The following is an 18870-nucleotide window of genomic DNA, read 5'->3' on the forward strand; positions in this document are numbered from 1 at the left end:
ATTATTCAGCTCCCTCTTCGCGGTCACGACGGGGACCACGGTCCGGACGATCGCCGCGGTCAGGACGGCCTTCACGGCCACCTTCGCGGTCGCCACGACGCTCACGGTCGCGGTCCGACTTGCGCATCATCACGGTCGGGCCCTCTTCGAGGGTGTCGACCTTGACCGTCATGTAACGAATGATGTCTTCGTTGATCTGCGTCTGGCGCTCCAGCTCTGCGATCACGCTGCCCGGGGCATCGATCTCGAGCATGACATAGTGCGCCTTGCGGTTCTTGGCGATCTTGTACGCCAGCGAACGCAAGCCCCAGTTCTCGGTCTTTACGACCCGACCTTCGTTGTCGTTCACGATCTTGGTGGCGATTTCCGCCAGAGCGTCCACCTGCGCTTGTGCCAGATCCTGGCGCGCAAGGAACACGTGCTCGTAAAGAGCCATGTCTTGTCCTTCGTCTTGGCCGATCGCTGATACACGCCCCATGCGTGCACCCCTCCGGCTGTCGTCTAGAATGCAAACAGGGGCGAGAGACGCGAATCTCTCACCCCGGTTGCAATGGCCCTTACCCGATTATCGGGGAAAGGCAAGATTGGTTACGACCCTACCGGTTCGATTACCGGAATGCGCCGCCGCGAACCTGCACCACGTTGCCGCGGCCGTTGATCAGGATCGCATCATTGCCCGAGCGGACCCACTGGCTGCCACGCGGCGGGGCGGCGAGGCGATAGTTGCGATACGTCGTGATCACGCGATAGTTCTGCGCCTGGCGACGATCGAAGCGCTGGCCGGCGCGCCAGTTGCGCTGCTGCGGTGCGCGGACGACCGTCTTCTTGGTGACGACGGTGCGGCCGTTGTTGTTCTGGCGCACGGTGGTCACTTCGCGGCGCTGCTGCGCTTCGGCCGGGGCGGCGGCGAGCAGCGGGCTGGCGACGAGGGTGGCGGCAAGCGCGCTGAGGATGAACTTCTTCATGGTAATCTCCCGTTGAAACACGGCGCCGTTGCTGCGGCGTCCTCCATAATCTGGGGGCCGGTTGTCGCAGGCGCTTGTCGCAGGGACGGCGAAATGGTCGCAGTTTGTCGCAAATCCGGCGGGTTCGTTCAGGTTCGCGCAGTTGCAACTCGGCCCGCACCTTTCTAGTCCGCCCGCTTCAAAGAGGAGAGGTCATGCGCGCGTTCATCTTCCCCGGCCAGGGGAGCCAGTCTGTCGGCATGGGCAAGGCACTCGCCGACGCCAGCGGCACCGCCCGCGAGGTCTTTGCCGAAGTCGACGAGGCGCTCGGCCAGCATCTGTTCCGGCTGATGAGCGAGGGGCCAGCGGACGACCTGCTCCTCACCGAGAATGCGCAGCCCGCGATCATGGCGAATGCGATCGCCACGTTGCGCGTCGCCGAGAAGGAGGGCGGTCTGCGCCTTGCCGACAAGGCCGATTATGTCGCCGGGCACAGCCTCGGCGAATATACCGCCTTGTGCGCCGCGGGCGCGCTCGACCTATCGACCACCGCGCGTCTGCTCAAGCTGCGCGGCCGGGCGATGCAGGCGGCGGTACCGGTCGGCGAGGGGGCGATGGCGGCGTTGCTCGGCGCGGATCTGGAAAAGGCGCAGCTGATCGCCGGCGCCGCAGTCGATTCGATCCTCGCCGAGGGCGGACCCGAGCTCGTGTGCACGGTCGCCAACGACAATGATCCGTCGCAGGTAGTCATCTCCGGCCACCGCCTCGCGATCGAGAAGGCGATTGCGCTCGCCAAGGATCTGGGCGCCAAGCGCGCGGTCCTGCTCCCCGTCTCCGCGCCGTTCCACTGCCCGCTGATGCAGCCCGCCGCCGACGCGATGGAGGCGGCTCTGCTCGAGGCGGACCTGCGCGCGCCGCTGGTGCCGGTGTTCGCCAATGTCGACGCGGTCGCGGTCGCAGACCCCGGCGCGATCCGGCATCTGCTGGTGCAGCAGGTGACGGGCATGGTCCGCTGGCGCGAATCGGTACTGGCGATGCACGCGGCGGGTGTCGGTCAGTTCGTCGAATTCGGCGGCAAGGTGCTCGGCCCGATGGTCAAGCGCATCGCCCCCGACGTCGAAACGCTCAGCGTCATCACAATGGACGACATCGAGGCGTTGGTTAAGGTGCTTTAGATTTCGCGCAGAGGCGCAGAGGCGCAGAGGCGCAGAGGACGCAGAGCTCATGAAAGATATCGATGCGGTCAGTGGCGACGTTCTCGATGTCGCTCTGCGCCTGCATCGGGATCTGGGGCCGGGGCTTCTCGAAAGCGTCTACGAAGCCGTTCTCGCCGGTCGGTTGTTGGCGATGGGCTACAGCGTTGCGCGGCAACGGGCGATCGATATCGAGTTCGAAGGCTTGCGCTTTGAGGCGGCTTTCCGGCTCGATCTGCTGGTTGACGACCGATTGGTCGTCGAAATCAAATCGGTCGAGCGCCTTCTGCCCGTTCACGCGAAGCAACTGCTGACCTATCTCAGATTGACCAAACAGCCCGTCGGCTTGCTCATCAACTTTGGGGGCGACACCCTGAAAGAGGGCGTTCGCCGTCTCGTCAACAACTACCGCCCCTCTGCGTCCTCCGCGCCTCTGCGCGAACAAATTTCTTGAATCTGGAGATTAGAATGTTCGACCTCACAGGCATGACAGCCCTCGTCACCGGCGCTTCGGGCGGGATCGGGTCAGAGATCGCCAAGGCGCTCGCAGCGCAAGGCGCGCGGCTGGCGGTATCCGGGTCCAACGCCGACAAGCTGGAGGCGTTTCGCGCCAGCTTTGGCGGCGATCATGTCGCGCTGCCGTGCAACCTGTCCGACGCCGCCGCGGTCGATGCGCTCGTGCCGCAGGCGGTCGAGGCGCTCGGGAAAATCGATATCCTCGTCAACAATGCCGGGGTCACGCGCGACAATCTCGCGATGCGGATGAAGGACGAGGAGTGGGACAGCGTCATCCGCGTGAACCTCGAAGCCGCGTTCCGCCTCATGCGCGCCGCCGCCAAGCCGATGATGAAAGCGCGCTTTGGCCGCATGATCTCGGTCACGTCGATCGTCGGCGTCACCGGCAATCCGGGGCAGGCGAACTACGCCGCGTCGAAGGCGGGGCTGATCGGTATGTCGAAATCGATGGCGCAGGAACTCGCCAGCCGCGGCATCACCGTCAATTGCGTCGCGCCCGGTTTCATCACCTCGCCGATGACCGACGCGCTGCCCGAGGCGCAGAAGACCGCGCTGACGACGAAGATTCCAGCTGGTCGCCTCGGTCAAGGCGCAGACATCGGCGCTGCCGTGGTGTATCTCGCAAGCCGCGAAGCCGGCTACGTCACGGGACAAACCGTGCACGTGAACGGCGGGATGGCGATGATCTGAACTTGCGCGCTGAACTGCCGCGTTCTAGGTGCGTTCAGGAAATACCGAAAACCCCCAGATTTGAAGAGGGAACTACCATGAGCGAGACCGCTGACCGCGTGAAGAAAATCGTCGTCGAGCATCTCGGCGTCGAAGCCGACAAGGTGACCGAGGACGCGAGCTTCATCGACGACTTGGGCGCAGATAGCCTCGACATCGTCGAACTCGTCATGGCGTTCGAGGAAGAATTCGGCGTCGAGATCCCCGATGATGCCGCCGAGAAGATTGCGACCGTCAAGGATGCGATCACGTATATCGACGAGCACAAGGCCTGATCAGGGTTTAAGGTCCATCACCTTGGACCTGCCCCGATGGGTATGATTTGAACGGCTCCCCGTCCTTGGGCAAAGAGGGCGGGGAGCCGTTTCGTTTTGAGAGCAGACGGAGTTTGAGGTCATGCGGCGTGTCGTCGTAACCGGGCTAGGCCTGGTCACCCCCCTGGGGGCCGATGTTGAAACGGCTTGGGCGAATATCCTCGCCGGCAAGTCGGGTGCGGGCCCGATCACGCGCTTCGACGCGTCCGATCAGGTATGCCGCATCGCCTGCGAGGTGAAGCCGGCCGACCATGAGTACGGCTTCGATCCCGGCAAGCGCGTCGACCACAAGGTCCAGCGCCAGGTCGATCCGTTCATCATTTACGGCATCGACGCGGCTGGCCAGGCTCTGGAAGACGCCGGGCTGACCGAGATGACGCTCGAAGAGAGCTGGCGTGCCGGTGTCTCGATCGGCTCGGGCATCGGTGGCCTGCCGGGCATCGAGAGCGAATCGATCGTTCTGCACACCAAGGGCCCGCGCCGGGTGTCGCCGCACTTCGTCCACGGTCGACTGATCAACCTGATTTCTGGTCAGGTTTCGATCAAATACGGCCTGCGCGGCCCGAATCATGCGGTCGTCACCGCCTGCTCGACCGGTGCGCATGCGATCGGCGACGCCGCGCGGATGATCGCAATGGATGATGCCGACGTGATGCTCGCGGGCGGCGCGGAGGGCACCGTCTGCCCGCTCGGCATCGCCGGGTTCGCGCAGGCGCGTGCGCTATCGACCAACTTCAACGATTCGCCCGAAAAGGCCTCGCGTCCTTACGACAAGGACCGCGACGGCTTCGTGATGGGCGAGGGCGCTGGCGTGCTGGTGCTCGAGGAATACGAACACGCCAAGGCACGCGGCGCGAAGATGTATGCCGAAGTCATCGGCTATGGTCTGTCGGGCGACGCGTATCACGTCACCGCGCCGCATCCTGAAGGCGATGGCGCGTTCCGCTCGATGCAGATGGCGATCAAGAAGTCGGGCCTGAAGCTCGAGGACATCGATTACATCAACGCGCACGGCACCTCGACGCCGTTGGGCGATGAGCTCGAACTCGGCGCGGTCCGCCGGCTGTTCGGCGATGCGATCGCGGGTCTGTCGATGTCGTCGACCAAGTCGGCGATCGGGCATCTGCTCGGCGGTGCCGGTGCAGTGGAGAGCATCTTCTGCATCCTCGCGCTGCGCGACCAGATCGTTCCGCCGACGCTGAACCTCGACAATCCGAGCGACAGCTGCGTGGGCGTCGACCTCGTCCCGCACGTTGCCAAGAAGCGCGAAGTCCGCGCGGTGCTGAACAATTCGTTCGGTTTCGGCGGGACGAATGCCTCGTTGGTGATGACGAAGGTTCAGTAAAAGGGTTTGTTCCCCCGCGAAGGCGGGGGCCCAGACTGGGCTCCCGCCTTCGCGGGAGAACAAGAGGTAGTGATGCGCAAGGTCGGCTGTTTCGGACTCGTCTTAGGCCTGGTGGCAGTCGTCGCGCTGTTCCTGGTCGTGCAAGGCTGGGGCGGCGCGGGCCCAGCCCCCCGCACGCTGACCGTGCAGATCGGCGAAGGCAGCACGCTGGCCGGTGCTGCCACCGAACTCGAAAAGGCCGGCGCGATACCCTCTGCCCGACGCTTTCGCCTGTATGCGCGCGTGTTCGGCTCGGGCGACCCGATCAAGGCCGGCGAATACCGCATCGCGCCGCGCGCCAGCCAGTCGGACATCCTCAAGCTGATGCAGGGCGGCAAGGTCGTCCAGCGACTGGTGGCGGTTCCCGAGGGCTATCCCTCGGTCCTCGTCCACGACGCGCTGATGAAGGCGGACGGCCTCACCGGCGACGTGCCGGTCCCCGCAGAAGGTTCGATCCTTCCCGACAGTTACGCGTTCCAGGCGGGCGACACGCGCGCATCGGTCGTCACGCGCATGCAGTCGGCAATGAAGACCTACCTCGCCAAGGCATGGGCCGCACGCAAACCGGGCATCGCCGTGACGACCCCCGAACAGGCGATCATCCTCGCCTCGATCGTGGAGAAGGAGACCGGCAAGCCGTCCGAGCGCCGCACCGTCGCCGCGGTCTATGGCAATCGCCTGCGCAACGGCATGCCACTCCAGGCCGATCCGACCGTGATCTATCCTATCACCAAGGGCCGTCCGCTCGGCCGCCGCATCCTGCGGTCGGAGTTGCACGCCAAGAACGGGTACAACACCTATGCGAGCGCCGGTCTGCCGGTCGGGCCAATCGCGAACCCCGGCCGCGCGTCGATCGATGCGGTGCTCGACCCGGCGCAGACCCAGGCGCTGTATTTCGTCGCGGACGGCACCGGCGGCCATGTGTTCGCCGACACGCTGGCCGAGCACAACGCCAATGTGAAGAAATGGTACGCCATTCGCAAAGCGCGCGGCGAGATGTGATCCTCCCCGGAACGGGGAGGGGGACCATCCGCAGGATGGTGGAGGGGGCTCACCGCGAGCGTACCAGCATTGGGAACTACGGCAGGCGGTACGCTCGTGGCGCTCCCCCCTCCACCCCGCCGCTGCGCGTCGCGGTCCCCCTCCCCGTGCCGGGGAGGATTTACCCCCGCAATGCGTTAGCGGCGCGGGCCTTGATCTCGATCTCCGCCATCGTGCCGCCGGTCACCCAGCTGCCGCCGACGCACAGCACCGGCTTGAATGCGAGCCATTCGGGGGCGCTCGCCTCGGTGATGCCGCCGGTCGGGCAGAAGCTGCACTGATAGAACGGCGCCGCGAGCGCCTTCAAAGCCTTCAGCCCGCCATTGGCCTCGGCGGGGAAGAATTTAAAGTGCTTGAGCCCCAGGTCGAGCCCGGTCATGATGTCGGCGGCGTTCGCGATGCCCGGAAGGAACGGAATGCCGCTCTCGATGATCGGCGTCGCCAGCCGTTCGGTGAGGCCTGGCGAGACGATGAACTCGGCGCCCGCATCGCGGACTTGCGCGAACTGCTGCGTGTTGACGACGGTGCCGGCGCCGACGATCGCGCCCGGCACCTTCTTCATCTCGGCGATCGCCTCGAGCGCGGCACCGGTGCGCAGCGTCACTTCGAGCACGCGCAAACCACCCGCAACGAGCGCCTCGGCAAGTGGGCGCGCGAGCGCTGCATCCTCGATCACCAGCACCGGGATAACGGCGCTGGTCTGCATGATGTCTGCAATAGTCGGGGCGGGGGTGACGGTCATTGGGTGTGTTCCTGTGCGAAGGCGGCCGCGGCGCCGAACAGGCCGGGCTGGGGGTGAGTGATGAGCTTGACGGGCATCGCTGCCATCATGCCCTGGAAGCGGCCCTTGGCGACGAAGCGCTGGTCGAAGCCCGAGCGGATCAGGCGATCCTTGATCCGGAAGCCCAGGCCGCCTGCGATCACGACGGCCTTTGCACCCTGCGCAAGCGCGAGATCGCCCGCCACCGCGCCGAGCGCGAGGCAGAAGCGGTCGAGCGCCGCCAGCGCTATCGAATCGGTACCGTCGATCGCCTCGGTCCAGATCGTCTTGTCGTCATGGCTGGGGACCGCGCGGCCCTCCAGCGCGGCGAGCGTCTCGTAGATCGCGACGATGCCGGGGCCGGCGACGACGCGTTCGGCCGAGACGCGCGTGAACGTCTTGCGAAGGCGCTTGAGCAACGCGTCCTCGATCCCGTCGAGCGGCGCGAAGTCCATATGGCCGCCCTCGGTTTCGAGGACCTGATAGCCGGTCTTGCGCCGCAGCAGCTGCGCGACGCCGAGCCCGGTACCGGGGCCGCAGATCGTCGTGATGCCCTCTGACGGCAGCGGCGTGTCGGGGCCGCAGAGGTGGATGAAGTCGCTGCTCGGCACCTGCGCGACCGCATGGCCCACTGCCCCGAAATCGTTGACGACGACCCACTGGTCCGCCTTCAGCCGCTCGGTGATCAGCGACTTGCGGATGATCCACGGGTTGTTGGTGAGGCGGATGACGTCGTTCGCCACCGGCGAGGCGACCGCGATCGCCAGCGCGCGGGGGAGGGGGCGACCAAGGCCCGCCTCGAACGCCTGGTAGGCGGTCTGCAGCGACGCGTGGTCCGCGGTCTTCATCGTCGCCGGCTCGCCGAGCGCGACGACGCGGCCATTCTCGACCTCGGCGATCGCGAAGCGCGCGTGCGTTCCGCCGATATCTGCCGCTACGATTTCCATGTCATCTCTCCTGATTCCTGCCGTTCGTCCCGAGTAGCCATCGAGCTTGTCGAAATGGCCTATCGACGGACAGGCCGCGGGGGGTGTCCGTCGATACGGGCTCTCGGCTTCGCTCGATCCCTACTCGGGACGAACGGATTTATTAAAGCCCGGCGCCCGCCAGCATCGCCGAGGCGCCCTTTTCGGCTTCGTCGGCGAGCCCACGGAACATCCCGAACAGCTCGCGGCCCATGCCGCTGACCGGCGGTGGTGTCGCGACCATCTCGCGAGCCGCCCAGACGTCTGCGTCGACCAGCGCCTCCAGCGTGCCGTTCACAGCATCGACGCGGATCATATCGCCATCGCGGATCAGGCCGATCGCACCGTCGAGCAGCGCCTCGGGCGAGCAATGGATCGCGCACGGCACCTTGCCGCTCGCGCCCGACATGCGGCCATCGGTAACGAGGGCCACCTTGAACCCGCGGTTCTGCAGCACGCCGAGCGGCGGGGTCAGCTTGTGCAGCTCGGGCATGCCGTTCGCGCGCGGCCCCTGGAAGCGGACGACGACGACGACGTCCTTCTCCAGCTCGCCGCGCTTGAATGCCTCGATCACGTCGAGCTGGTCGTCGAACACCATCGCGGGGGCCTCGACGATCCAGCGCTCGCGCTCGACCGCGGACACCTTGATGCACGCGCGGCCGATATTGCCCGCGAGGATCCGCATGCCGCCATCGGCCGAGAAGGGCGCAGTGGCGGGACGTAGGATCGTCTCGTCACCGCTGTCGGGGGTGTCGCGCCATTCAAGCGCACCGTCCGCGACGACCGCGGTCTTCGCATAGGCCGACAGATCCTGCCCGCCGATCGTCATGATGTCGCCGTGGAGCAGCCCTTCGCTCAACAGCTCACGGATCACATAGGGCATGCCGCCCGCCGCCTCGAACGCATTCACGTCGGCCGAACCGTTGGGATAGACGCGCGCGATCAGCGGTACCGCGGCAGAGAGGCGGTCGAAATCCTCCCAGTCGATGATGATCCCCGCCGCGCGCGCGATCGCAGGAACGTGAAGCAGGTGGTTGGTCGATCCGCCGGTCGCGAGCAGGCCGACGGCCGCGTTCACGATCGCCTTTTCGTCGACGCAGTGGCCGAGCGGCCGGTAATCGTCGCCGCGCGCGCCCATCTTCGCGAGCCGGTGGACCGCTGCGCGCGTCAGTTCCTGGCGCAGCTTGGTGCCCGGATTGACGAACGCCGCGCCGGGCATGTGGAGGCCCATGACCTCCATCATCATCTGGTTGGTGTTGGCGGTGCCGTAGAAAGTGCACGTGCCCTTCGAATGATAGGCGCCGATCTCGGCCTCGAGCAGCTCCTCACGGCCGACCAGGCCCTCGGCGAACTTCTCGCGCACCGCGGCCTTCGCCTTGTTGGGCAGGCCCGTCGGCATCGGGCCACCCGGGATCAGCACCATCGGCAGATGCCCGAAGCGCAGCGCGCCCATCAGCAGCCCCGGCACGATCTTGTCGCAGATGCCGAGCAACGCCGCGCCTTCGAACGTACCGTGGCTCAGCGCGATCGCCGTGCTCAGCGCGATCGTGTCGCGGCTGAACAGCGACAGCTCCATGCCCGGATAGCCTTGCGTCACGCCGTCGCACATCGCCGGCACGCCACCCGCGACCTGCGCGGTGGCACCTGCCTCGCGCGCCCAGACCTTCATCAGCTCGGGGTAGCGGTAATAGACCGCGTGCGCCGACAGCATGTCGTTATACGCCGTCACGATGCCGATGTTCATGCCGGCATCGGCCTTCATCGCATCGCGATCCTCCGCGGTCCCGGCATAGGCGTGCGCGAGGTTCGCGCAGCCGAGACCCGGACGCCGGACCTGCGAGGCCGCCTCGCGCTCGATCAGCGCGAGGTATGCGGCGCGGCTGTCGCGCGAGCGTTCGATGATCCGGTCGGTGACCGCGGCGACGACGGCGTTGAGCATGTCAGGCGGCCCAGTGGACGTCGACGGGCAGCTCGACCTCGGCCAGCACGCGGCCGATCGGGTAGGACGAGGACGGACCCTGCTCGATCGCCTGTTCGAGGACCTTCTTCTTCTCGTCGCCGGTGATCATGATCATCAGCGCCTTCGACGAGGCAATCGCCGCCGCCGACAGCGTCACGCGCGCCAGCGGTGCCTCGGGCGGCAACGGATCGGGCATCACGCCTAGCGCGCGGCGTTCCTTGGGACCGCTGAGCGCCTCGTCATAATCGGGGCCGGGGAAGATCGACGCGGTATGGCCGTCGCCGCCCATGCCGAGCAGGCAGAAGTCGAGCGGCCAGTGCAGGTCCTGCATCAGCGCATCCGCCGAACGGCCCGCTGCCTTGTAATCGGACATCGCCTCGGGGACGATCGGCTTCACGCGCGCGCCCTTGGGCAGAAAGATCTTCGCCAGCGCGGTGACGTTCGACAGCGGATCGCCGAGCTTCACGATTCGCTCGTCGCCGGGGATGATCGTGACCTTCTTCCAGTCGAGCTTGGCCTGGGCGAGCTTTTCATACGCCGCCATCGGTGTCTTGCCGCCGGCCAGCGCGATCACCGCCGAGCCGCGCGCGTCGAGCGCGCTCTCGATGACGAACTGGATGTCACCCGCGACGGCGTTGGCGAGCTCGTCCGCGTCCTCGTAATCCCACCATTCGATCTCGGTCATATGCTCAAACTCACTCAGAAAATTGCTGTCAAAAATGCCGTTCGTGCCGAATAGGGATCGAGCTAAGCCGAGAGCCCGTATCGAGGTACAATGCCACAATCGGGCCGATCCCTCGATACGCCTCCTCGACTTCGCTCGAAGGCTACTCGGGACGAACGGAACAAACTCAGTCGTCCTGCCAGGTCACCCCGTCGCGCTCGGTCAACGCAATCGCGGCGGAGGGCCCCCAGCTGCCCGATGCATAGCTTTTGGGCTTCATCGCGTTCGCCTTCCACCCCTCGCGGATCGCATCGATCCAGGTCCACTGCGCCTCGACCTCGTCGCGGCGCACGAACAGCGTCTGGTCGCCCTCGATCAGGTCGAGCAGCAGGCGTTCATAGGCGATGCGGCGACGCGAGCCGGCAAACTCGGCATCAAGGCTCAGGTTCAGCGGCACTTCACGCAGGCGGACGCCTTCGCGGTCGAGCCCCGGCTCCTTCGCCATCACGAGCAGCTGGACATACTCCTCGGGCTGCAGGCGGATGATCAGCATGTTGGGCTGCAACAGCCCACCGCGACCCGCGAACATCGAATGCGGCACCGCCTTGAACTGGATCGCAATCTCGCTCTGGCGAGTCGCCATGCGCTTGCCGGTGCGCAGGTAGAACGGCACGCCCTGCCAGCGCCAATTGTCGACATGTGCCTTGATCGCGACGAACGTCTCGGTCGTCGAGGGCTTGCCGAGTTCGTCAGAGTAGCTCTTGACGATCTTCCCGTTCACCGCGCCTTCGCCATATTGGCCGGTCACCGTGACATGCGGCGCCTCCTCGGGCTTGATCATCCGCAACGAGCGGAAAACCTTCGACTTCTCGTCGCGAACGTCGGTGCCCTCGAACCGCGCAGGCGGCTCCATCGCGATCAGCGCGAGCAGCTGGAGCATGTGGTTCGCGACCATGTCACGCAGCGCACCCGCGGTCTCGTAATAGCCCGCTCGCTCCTCGAGCCCGACCGTCTCGGAGATCGTGATCTGGACGTTGTCGATCCCCTGCGCATTCCAGACGGGCTCGAAGAACGAGTTGCCGAAGCGCAGCGCGAGGATGTTCTGGACGGTTTCCTTGCCGAGATAATGATCGATCCGATAGGTCCGGTCCTCGGGGAAGGCCTTGGCTACCGCGTCGTTGATCTCGCGGCTGGTTGCCAGATCGTACCCGAGCGGCTTTTCGAGACCGACGCGTACAGTTTCGCCAGCGAGGCCGACCTTGCCAAGCCCCTCGATCGCGGACTCGAACAGCGACGGCGCGGTCGACAGGTAGATGGCTAGGCCGCCCGAAATGTCGCCGATCTTGTCCGCGAGCGGCTGGAAGCTCGCCGGATCGGACAGGTCGGTCGGCTGGTAATGGATCCGGTCGAGGAACGATCCGATCGCGGCCTCGTCCTTGCGATCGTCCGACAGAAACTCGTCGAGCGCCTTCTTGGCGAACGCCCGATAATGCTTGTCGTCATAGTCGTGACGCGCCGCGCCCGTGATCGTCAGTTCGTGGGGCAGCAAACCGTCGGCGTGCAGGCCATACAGCGAGGGCAGCAGCATGCGCTGTGCGAGATCGCCGGTCGCGCCGAACAGGAGCAGCTTGGCTACGGGATTACGGTGCATGAAAGCTCCTGGAACTAGCCGGTTGGGACGCCGGTCTTAGAAAACGAGGCCGGCCACGGGATCGACCCCGGCCATGATGTTGAGGTTCTGGACCGCCGCGCCGCCGGCGCCCTTGCCCAGATTGTCGAGCGTGGCGACCAGCCGTGCATGACCGACGGCGTCGTTGCCGCAAACCCGCAGCGTCAGGCGGTCGGTGCCGGCATTCTCCTCGATATCGATCGCGCCGATATCGCCAGCCGCGACCGAAACGAGCGTCGAACCGTCGAACGCAGCGCGCAAGACGTCCTCGATCGCTGCAAGACTGGGTCGGCCCGGTAGCGCGTGGAGATGCAGCGGCACCTCGACGACCATGCCGCGATAGGCGTTGGCCACCGCTGGCGCGAAGATCGGCGCGTGGACGAGGCCGGCATGCTGAGTCATCTCGGCAATATGCTTGTGCGCGAGGCCCAGAGCATAGGCGCGGAACGCCGTCGTCGTCCCGCCCGCTTCGAACTCGGCGATCATTGCCTTGCCGCCGCCGGAATAGCCCGACGTCGCATTGACGCTGAGCGGCAGGTCGGCGGGAAGGAGCTTGGCCGCAACGAGCGGCGCGACGAGCGCAAGGAAGCCGGTCGGATAGCAGCCGGGGTTTGCGACGCGCATCGCGGTCGCGACCAACTCGGCCTGGCCCGGCAGTTCCGGAAAGCCGTAGGTCCAGCCTGCCGCGACACGGTGCGCGCTGGAGGCGTCGATCACGCGGGTGCGCGGATTGTCGATCAGCGCGACCGCCTCGCGCGCGGCGTCGTCGGGCAGGCAGAGTATGACGAAATCGGCATCGTTCAGCGCCTCACGCCGAGCGGCGGGATCCTTGCGCCGGCCTTCGGCGAGCAGCGCGATCGAAATGTCATCGCGCCCGGCCAGCCGTTCGCGGATTTCGAGACCGGTGGTGCCGACCGCGCCATCGATGAAGACGCTGGTCATGCCGAGGCGTCCGGCGCCAGATCGAGCGCTTCGGCTTCGACATAACCGACAAGTCCGCTCGGGCGTGCGACACCCCAGGCGGAAACTCCAGCAATCTCCAGTACTTCGAAACTGTCGCCGGGATTGAGGTCGACCATCGTATCGCTCGCTTCATCTCGTCCGCTGCGCAACAAAGCTGTGCGCGCGACGGGCCGTATCATCGGCACGGCATAGTGTGGAGCGAATACGTATTCGGCGAGGCGAATGTCGGCGATATCGCGGCGAACCGCGTGCGTGCGCGGGTCGAGCTGGACCGAACGGCCCGTCAGCGCGAAGCTGGCACGGGCCTTGTCGTCGAACGGCTCAAGCGTGAGCGGCGGTGTGGCCGTTTGCGCCGGCTGGGGCGGGGCCGTCGCCGATGAATTGCCCGAACTCTTCAAGAAAATCTGCCCCTTCGGTCGTGCGCGCGACGAAGATATTGCGCTTGTCGCTGTCGTCGCGTTGCCGGCGCAGATAGCCGAGGGCACCCAATCTGTTCAAGGCGCGCGTGACGACCGGCTTCGATACGTTGAGCGCACGGGCCAGCCCGCGCACGGTATGTGGCCCCGGTTTGAGGTAGACGAGCAGAAGCAGGGCCATCTGACGATTGGTCAAATCGGGTTCGCCCGAGCGGACATAATCCACCAGAGCGGTCATCCAGGTCGATAAGGTATTGGCTGCCATTGATGCCACAGCGTTGATCCGCCATCTGAATTTATATGCACGATACCCAGTCATGAGCGTCATTACGGGTTCATAACGCCCGCCTGCGCGGCTTGTTTCCGTAGTTTTAAGGGGGGGATGCGATATGCGGTGTCCGGGTTGCGGTTGATCGTAGCCGCAGCCTCGACTATGTGCGCGCCTTCGCAAAAGTTCCGGGGTTTTCCGCGCAATGTTCGCCTTTCTGCTCGTCATCCACGCGATCATCGCGGCCGCCCTCGTCACGGTGATCCTCATGCAGCGGTCGGAAGGCGGCGGTCTGGGCATGGGCGGCAGCCCGTCCGGCCTTATGTCGGCCCGCGGTGCCGCCGATTTCCTGACCCGCGCGACCGGCGTTCTTGCGACAATGTTCGTGCTGTTCTCGATCCTGCTCGCCGTCCTCGCGGCGAATCACCGCACCACGACGATCGATACCTCGCTCGCGCGTACCCCGGCAGCGGCCGCGACGACGGTTCCGACCGCACAGCCCAAGGGTGATGCGGCACCGTTCGCCGGTGGCGCAGAAAACGCCGGCGCTCCGGCGGCGGCAACGGCACCTGCCGACAACGGCGCGGTCCCACTCGCCCGATAAACACTCCATTCGCCGATAATTAGCCCCTGCGTGAACCGCGGGGCTCTTGTCGTTCGTCCCCAACACACGCTACGAGACTCTTCCCATGGCTCGGTACATTTTCATCACCGGGGGCGTGGTTTCGTCGCTCGGTAAAGGTCTCATGGCGGCATCGCTTGCCGCTCTCCTCCAGGCACGCGGCTACAGCGTCAGGATCCGGAAGTTCGATCCGTATCTGAACGTCGATCCCGGCACGATGTCGCCCTATCAGCATGGCGAGGTCTACGTCACCGACGACGGCGCCGAGACCGATCTCGATCTCGGCCATTACGAGCGCTTCACCGGCGTTCCGTCGCGTCAGTCGGACAACGTCACCTCGGGGCGCATCTATCAGCAGATCATCGCCCGCGAGCGGCGCGGCGACTATCTCGGCGCGACCGTGCAGGTCATCCCGCACGTCACCGACGCGATCAAGGCGTTCGCGCGGGCGGAGACCGACGATCTCGATTTCGTGCTGTGCGAGATCGGCGGCACCGTCGGCGATATCGAATCGCTGCCGTTCATCGAGGCGATTCGTCAGCTGAAGAACGAGGAGGGTCGCGGCAAGGCGATCAGCATCCACGTGACGCTGGTGCCTTACATCGCCGCTGCCGGCGAGCTGAAGACCAAGCCGACCCAGCATTCGGTCCGCGAGCTCGCAGCACTCGGCGTCCAGCCAGACGTGCTGGTATGCCGTTGCGAGCACCCGCTGCCGCCGTCGGAGCGCGCCAAGATCGCGCTATTTTGCAACGTGCCCGCCAGCGCGGTCATCCCCGCGCTCGACGCGAAGAGCATCTATGCGGTGCCACTCCAGTATCACGGCGAAGGCCTCGACATCGAAGTGCTGCGCGCGTTCGGGATCGAACCCGCCGAGGCGCCCGATTTGTCGCGCTGGACCGAGATCATGGACCGGCTGACCAACCCGCAGGGTGAGGTCACGATCGGCGTGGTCGGCAAATATGTCGGCCTGCAGGACGCGTACAAGTCGCTCAACGAGGCGCTGGTACATGGCGGCATCGCCAACCGCGTAAAGGTCAACGTCCGCTGGATCGACGCCGAGCTGTTCGAGAATGCCGAAAGCGACATCGCCGGCCAGTTGGAGCCGTGTGACGCGATCCTCGTGCCCGGCGCGTTCGGCGAGCGTGGCGCAGAGGGCAAGATCGCCTCGGTCAAGTTCGCCCGCGAGCGGAAAATTCCGTATTTCGGAATCTGCTTCGGCATGCAGATGGCGTGCGTCGAGGGTGCGCGACATCTCGGCGGCGTTGCCGATGCCTCGTCGACCGAATTCGGTCCGACCGAGCAGCCGGTGGTCGGCATGATCACCGAGTGGATGGGTCGCGAAGGCCTCGAAACGCGCGCGGCCGAGGGCGACATGGGCGGCACGATGCGACTCGGTGCGTATGACGCGACGCTCGACGGCAACAGCGTCGTCGCGTCGATCTATGGCGGGACCGATATCTCGGAGCGTCATCGTCACCGCTACGAAGTGAACACCGGGTATAAGGCAGCGCTTGAGCAGGGCGGCCTCGTCTTCTCGGGCATGTCGCCCGACGGCACGCTGCCCGAGATCGTCGAGCGTCCCGATCATCCCTGGTTCGTCGGCGTCCAGTTTCATCCGGAGTTAAAGTCGAAGCCGTTCGACCCGCACCCGCTGTTCGCCAGCTTCATCGAAGCCGCGGTCAAGCAGAGCCGCCTGGTCTGATTTCCCTCTCCCGGCGGGAGAGGGGGCGTGGGCTATTGCTCGCGATCGTCAATCCCGCGGGACGGGCACCCATAATAGCTGACCTCCGTGTCTGTGGATCCCCGCCTCCGCGGGGATGACTGACCACCGGTTACGGCAGCCGACGTTCGAGCCGACGAAGCCGCGAAGTCCGGCTTTGCCGGACCCAAGACACGGCCACATTGAATCCCCCCTGAATTACTGGACATTACGCCCCAGGGTTCAGGGGAAATACTCGATGTCGCTTACGCTCGCGCTGCTGTTGGCTGGTCAGGCCGCCACCGTTCCATCGCCCTCCACTCCGCCTACTGCGCCGCAAGCCCCGGTCGATGAGCAGGCGCGCGGGCGGCTCGGCAACCAGCAGCAGGGTGGGGGCGATGTCGTCGTTACCGCGCGCCGCCGCGCCGAGACGATCCAGACGGTGCCGATCGCGATGTCGGTGATCGGCGGCACCGCGCTCGCGGAGACGGGGGCGTACAACGTTAGCCGGCTCACGCAGCTTCAGCCGACGCTGCAATTCTATTCCACCAATCCGCGCAACTCGGCCGCGAACATCCGCGGGCTCGGCGCGCCGTTCGGCCTGACCAACGACGGGATCGAGCAGGGCGTCGGCATCTATGTCGACCAGGTCTATTACAGCCGCATCGCCTCGGCGACGTTCGACTTCACCGATACCGAGCGGATCGAAGTGCTGCGCGGCCCCCAGGGAACGCTGTACGGCAAGAACACCACCGCGGGTGCGATCAACATCAGCACGCGCAAGCCCAGCTTCACGCCCGAGGCGCGGGTCGAACTGACCGGGGGCAATTATGATTTCTTCCAGGGTAAGGCGTCGGTGTCGGGCCCGCTGGTCGACGACAAGGTCGCGATCCGGCTGTCGACGTCGATCACGACCCGGCGCGGCACGATCTACAACGTCCGCACCGGCGAGCATCTCAACAGCCAGGACAATCTCGGCTTCCGGGGCTCGATGCTGTGGCAGGCGGCCCCCAATCTCGATCTGACGCTGTACGCCGATTACAGCCGCCAGAATCCCGATTGCTGCGTCCAATATTACGTCCGCACGGGCGCGACGCAGCGGCCGACCAACCGGCAATATGCCGCGCTCGCTGCCGCCCAAGGCTATGCCGTTCCGTCGACCAACGCGTTCGACCGCGTGACCGACGTCGACACCCCGCTTCAGGCCAAGCAGGAGCTGGGCGGCCTGTCGCTGCTCGCCAATTGGGATATCGGCGCGTCGACGATCACGTCGGTCAGCGCGTTCCGGTTCTGGCATTGGGATCCGTCGAACGATCGCGACTTTACCGGCCTGCCGATCACCACCGTGTCCGCCAACCCGTCGCAGCAGAGCCAGTATAGCCAGGAACTGCGGATCGCCTCGAACGGGAAGCACACACTCGATTACGTGCTCGGCGCGTTTTATTTCTACCAGACGATCGATACGCAGGGCCTGCAGGTCCAGGGGTCGGCCGCGAGCGCGTTCCTGCTCAATCCGACCAGCGCGGGCGGGCGTAATCCGGCGACGCTGAACGGGCTGACCGCGCGCAACACGATCGGGTTCACCAACACGAGCGCCGCGTTGTTCGGCAAGCTGACCTGGAACGTCAGCGACCGGCTCCAGATCGTGCCGGGGCTGCGGTTGAACTACGACAAGAAGAAGGGCGATTACGTCTCCGTCGTCACCAACGGCACCGGCACCGCGCTGACCGCGGATCAGCGCGGCGTGTTGGCGCCGCAGAGCTACCAGCCCGATTTCGACAATTGGAACCTGTCTGGCGATATAACCGCCGCCTACACGGTGACGTCCGACATCCACGCCTATGCGACCTATGCGCGCAGCTACAAATCGGGCGGGATCAACCTGTCGGGCCTCCCGCTCGACGGCGCCAGCAACCCGATCCTGTCCGCGGCGACCGTGAAGCCCGAAAAGGTCAATCATTACGAGCTTGGCCTGAAGACGCAGCTCGCCGACCGTCGCATCACGCTCAATCTCGCGGCGTTCTGGACCGAGATCAGCGATTATCAGGCGACCGTCACCAACGGCCAGCTCGGCGTGCTGCGCGGCTATCTCGCCAATGCCGGCAAGGTCCGGACGCGGGGGCTCGAATTCGATTCGGCCTTCCGCCCGTCGTCGCGGTTCAGCGTCTATGCCAACGGCGCCTATACCGATGCGAAATACGTAAAGTTCGTCGATGCGCCATGCCCGCCGGAGCTGTCCGGCGGCACGACCGCGACCGCAGGCCAGACGCCCAGCGCGCCCGGGACCGCCGGCGGGATCAGCCCGCAGAATTGCGACATTTCCGGGCAACGCCTGCCCGGCGTGTCGAAATGGGCGTTCTCCTATGGCGCGGAATATGATCTCCCCGCGCGGATCGCCGGGCTCGAGGGGCAGGTCTATCTCGGCTATGACGGCAGCTACCGGTCGACCTTCTCGTCCAACCCGTCGCGCTCGGCCTATACCGATATCAACGGCTATGCGCTCAGCAACTTCCGCCTCGGGTTCAAGGCGAAGGACAGCTGGAACGTCTTCGGCTGGCTGCGCAACGCGTTCGATGAGAAGTATTACGAGGTGCTCGCGCTCCAGTCCGGCAGCACCGGGCTCGTCGTCGGCCAGCCGGGTGATCCGCGGACCTATGGCCTCACCGTCTCGCGATCATTCTGATCGTCACGACGCGTTCAGGTTTGACGGTCTATAAAGCAGGATACGGCCCGGAGAGGCATCGCAGTCGGAAGCTCCCGATG

The 18870-nt window shown here is 65.6% G+C and carries 19 protein-coding genes; 9 read left to right on the forward strand and 10 right to left on the reverse strand.

Annotated features, from left to right (window positions below; genetic code table 11):
• Position 1 precedes the first annotated feature (1 nt).
• Together rpsF and C8J26_RS06150 are read right to left on the reverse strand one after the other, a co-directional pair.
• Entirely contained in the window at positions 2-436 is a 435-nt protein-coding gene (gene rpsF / locus C8J26_RS06145) for a 30S ribosomal protein S6 (RefSeq protein ID WP_055879421.1), read from the reverse strand.
• A 172-nt stretch (positions 437-608) separates the two neighbouring features.
• Positions 609-965 carry an RcnB family protein gene (locus C8J26_RS06150; protein WP_056420170.1) on the reverse strand — a complete coding sequence of 119 codons (357 nt, stop codon included), beginning with the start codon at positions 963-965 and terminating at the stop codon, positions 609-611.
• Positions 966-1159: 194 nt separating this feature from the next.
• Between C8J26_RS06150 and fabD the strand changes: the two genes are divergently transcribed.
• The 6 genes from fabD (at position 1160) to mltG (ending at position 6082) form a co-directional block, all read left to right on the forward strand.
• A complete protein-coding gene (fabD, locus tag C8J26_RS06155; RefSeq protein WP_107957187.1) occupies positions 1160-2119 on the forward strand; it encodes an ACP S-malonyltransferase in 960 nt (319 codons plus the stop codon).
• Positions 2120-2168: 49 nt separating this feature from the next.
• Entirely contained in the window at positions 2169-2591 is a 423-nt protein-coding gene (locus tag C8J26_RS06160) for a GxxExxY protein (protein ID WP_055879436.1), read from the forward strand.
• Between the two features lie 14 nt (positions 2592-2605).
• Entirely contained in the window at positions 2606-3343 is a 738-nt protein-coding gene (fabG, locus tag C8J26_RS06165; RefSeq protein WP_107957188.1) for a 3-oxoacyl-[acyl-carrier-protein] reductase, read from the forward strand.
• A gap of 77 nt (positions 3344-3420) precedes the next feature.
• Positions 3421-3657 carry an acyl carrier protein gene (locus C8J26_RS06170; protein ID WP_031393971.1) on the forward strand — a complete coding sequence of 79 codons (237 nt, stop codon included), beginning with the start codon at positions 3421-3423 and terminating at the stop codon, positions 3655-3657.
• A gap of 121 nt (positions 3658-3778) precedes the next feature.
• A complete protein-coding gene (fabF, locus tag C8J26_RS06175; protein ID WP_055879441.1) occupies positions 3779-5041 on the forward strand; it encodes a beta-ketoacyl-ACP synthase II in 1263 nt (420 codons plus the stop codon).
• A 72-nt stretch (positions 5042-5113) separates the two neighbouring features.
• On the forward strand, positions 5114-6082 hold the full coding sequence (gene mltG, locus C8J26_RS06180; RefSeq protein WP_107957189.1) for an endolytic transglycosylase MltG: 969 nt from the start codon (positions 5114-5116) through the stop codon (positions 6080-6082).
• A 160-nt stretch (positions 6083-6242) separates the two neighbouring features.
• Here the strand turns inward: mltG and eda are convergent, their stop codons facing one another.
• The 8 genes from eda to C8J26_RS06220 form a co-directional block, all read right to left on the reverse strand.
• Positions 6243-6863 carry a bifunctional 4-hydroxy-2-oxoglutarate aldolase/2-dehydro-3-deoxy-phosphogluconate aldolase gene (gene eda, locus C8J26_RS06185; RefSeq protein ID WP_107957190.1) on the reverse strand — a complete coding sequence of 207 codons (621 nt, stop codon included), beginning with the start codon at positions 6861-6863 and terminating at the stop codon, positions 6243-6245.
• The gene (glk, locus tag C8J26_RS06190) at positions 6860-7828 is read right to left on the reverse strand and encodes a glucokinase (protein ID WP_056420152.1); all 969 of its coding nucleotides are present in this window, start codon (positions 7826-7828) and stop codon (positions 6860-6862) included. Before glk ends, eda begins: the two co-directional genes overlap by 4 nt.
• Before the next feature lie 142 nt (positions 7829-7970).
• Positions 7971-9785 carry a phosphogluconate dehydratase gene (gene edd / locus C8J26_RS06195; protein WP_107957191.1) on the reverse strand — a complete coding sequence of 605 codons (1815 nt, stop codon included), beginning with the start codon at positions 9783-9785 and terminating at the stop codon, positions 7971-7973.
• A gap of 1 nt (position 9786) precedes the next feature.
• Positions 9787-10491 (reverse strand): 6-phosphogluconolactonase, encoded by a 705-nt coding sequence (gene pgl, locus C8J26_RS06200; RefSeq protein WP_107957192.1) that lies wholly within the window; start codon positions 10489-10491, stop codon positions 9787-9789.
• Between the two features lie 166 nt (positions 10492-10657).
• Entirely contained in the window at positions 10658-12121 is a 1464-nt protein-coding gene (zwf, locus tag C8J26_RS06205) for a glucose-6-phosphate dehydrogenase (protein ID WP_056420143.1), read from the reverse strand.
• A 36-nt stretch (positions 12122-12157) separates the two neighbouring features.
• Positions 12158-13081: an N-acetyl-gamma-glutamyl-phosphate reductase gene (argC, locus tag C8J26_RS06210; protein WP_107957193.1), complete on the reverse strand. Its 924-nt coding sequence runs from the start codon at positions 13079-13081 to the stop codon at positions 12158-12160.
• Positions 13078-13500 (reverse strand): SH3 domain-containing protein, encoded by a 423-nt coding sequence (locus C8J26_RS06215; protein WP_242615858.1) that lies wholly within the window; start codon positions 13498-13500, stop codon positions 13078-13080. Before C8J26_RS06215 ends, argC begins: the two co-directional genes overlap by 4 nt.
• The gene (locus C8J26_RS06220) at positions 13424-13756 is read right to left on the reverse strand and encodes a MarR family transcriptional regulator (protein ID WP_055880475.1); all 333 of its coding nucleotides are present in this window, start codon (positions 13754-13756) and stop codon (positions 13424-13426) included. The genes C8J26_RS06215 and C8J26_RS06220 overlap by 77 nt, the downstream gene beginning before the upstream one ends.
• A 235-nt stretch (positions 13757-13991) precedes the next feature.
• Between C8J26_RS06220 and secG the strand changes: the two genes are divergently transcribed.
• The 3 genes from secG to C8J26_RS06235 all read left to right on the forward strand — a co-directional run bounded on the left by secG (position 13992) and on the right by C8J26_RS06235 (position 18790).
• Positions 13992-14390 carry a preprotein translocase subunit SecG gene (secG, locus tag C8J26_RS06225; protein WP_056420137.1) on the forward strand — a complete coding sequence of 133 codons (399 nt, stop codon included), beginning with the start codon at positions 13992-13994 and terminating at the stop codon, positions 14388-14390.
• Positions 14391-14475: 85 nt separating this feature from the next.
• Positions 14476-16110 carry a CTP synthase gene (locus C8J26_RS06230; protein WP_107957194.1) on the forward strand — a complete coding sequence of 545 codons (1635 nt, stop codon included), beginning with the start codon at positions 14476-14478 and terminating at the stop codon, positions 16108-16110.
• Between the two features lie 256 nt (positions 16111-16366).
• Entirely contained in the window at positions 16367-18790 is a 2424-nt protein-coding gene (locus C8J26_RS06235; protein ID WP_107957195.1) for a TonB-dependent receptor, read from the forward strand.
• The last annotated feature ends 80 nt before the right edge of the window (positions 18791-18870 follow it).

This window comes from Sphingomonas aurantiaca (genome assembly GCF_003050705.1).
GTDB classification, from domain to species: Bacteria; Pseudomonadota; Alphaproteobacteria; order Sphingomonadales; family Sphingomonadaceae; genus Sphingomonas; species Sphingomonas aurantiaca.